The organism is Mesorhizobium sp. M7A.F.Ca.US.010.02.1.1 (assembly GCF_004023085.1).
Classification (GTDB): Bacteria; Pseudomonadota; Alphaproteobacteria; order Rhizobiales; family Rhizobiaceae; genus Mesorhizobium.
In genome coordinates, this window is sequence record NZ_RZRV01000137.1 from 1 (window position 1) to 372 (window position 372).

Genomic DNA, 372 nt, shown 5'->3' on the forward strand with positions numbered 1-372 from the left:
CCATTTCCGCTTCGCTTTCAACGACACGATGCTGATCGGCGGCCGCAAGCAGCCGCTCCGGTCGGTCGACAATGTCCGCAAGGCGATTGACAACGGCTCGCGCAAGTTCCGCTCTCCTGCCGAACTCATCGAGGCTGTCATGGGCCAGTCGCTCGACGGCATGGCGACGGAGCTCGGTAGCCTTGGCGATGCGCTCGACGGCATCGAGGACCGCATCGTCTGCGATGCATGGCACAGTGAGCGGCAGGCTCTGGTCGATGCACGCCGGCAATTGGTGGTGATCCACCGGCAGATGGCGGCGCTGACCAGCCTGTTCCGTCATCTCGACCATTCGCATCGCAACGATTTGCCCGACACAATCAACGACATGGC

Annotated in this window: 1 protein-coding gene; it reads left to right on the forward strand. The window is 62.6% G+C overall.

Annotated features, from left to right (window positions below):
- On the forward strand, nt 1-372 hold a 372-nt coding region (locus tag EOA19_RS35100; RefSeq protein ID WP_281040500.1), incomplete at both ends, for a CorA family divalent cation transporter.